Annotated in this window: 2 protein-coding genes; both read right to left on the reverse strand. The window is 68.1% G+C overall.

The genetic code is table 11. From position 1 onward, the window contains the following. Window positions 1–265: IS66 family transposase (locus CKO28_RS27940; protein ID WP_200344821.1), on the reverse strand; the 265-nt coding region annotated here is incomplete at its 3' end. Beyond that, window positions 262–562 (reverse strand): IS66 family transposase zinc-finger binding domain-containing protein (locus CKO28_RS27945; RefSeq protein WP_200344823.1); only part of this gene is annotated, 301 nt, incomplete at its 5' end. The genes CKO28_RS27940 and CKO28_RS27945, both read right to left, overlap by 4 nt.

Genomic DNA, 562 nt, shown 5'->3' on the forward strand with positions numbered 1-562 from the left:
CGAACACCCATTGCCAGTATTTCTGGCCGGCTACCCGGGCGCCCGTCTCGTCGCAGCCGATTACCCCGGCTTTGCGGAGTTCGGCGGTGATGTCGGCGACCGCGGCGTCCACCTGCTCCTTGGCGCGTGCGAGGATGTTGGCGATCGTGCCCTCGCTGATGGACACGCCGAACATGTCCAGCATCAAGGCCGACAGACGCTGGTAGCTGATGGCGTGGATGGTGTGCAGGTAGATCACCGTCTCCTCGACGCTGCGCCCGGTCACGTCAGTCGCGCGCTGCAAGCGCGCAAGGGCGAGCCGGGCTTGAGCCCCTCCGGCGGGGTTGCAGCGAATTGCTCGCCGCAACAGGGACATTCGCCCTGGTACTGATGCACGCGGGTGACGTCCGGGCGCACCGGCGGGATCTCGATGCGGTCGTAACGGGTCTTGAGGGGTTGATGCGCCGGGCCGACGTGGCCGCCGCAACTTGGACAGTTGCTCGCCGGAGCGGTGACCGTGCGATCAGGGTTGGGCTCCAGCGAGCGCGCCTGACCCTGGCCGCCCTTGCCCGTCTTGCCGGCC

Source organism: Rhodovibrio sodomensis, assembly GCF_016583645.1.
GTDB classification, from domain to species: domain Bacteria; phylum Pseudomonadota; class Alphaproteobacteria; order Kiloniellales; family Rhodovibrionaceae; genus Rhodovibrio; species Rhodovibrio sodomensis.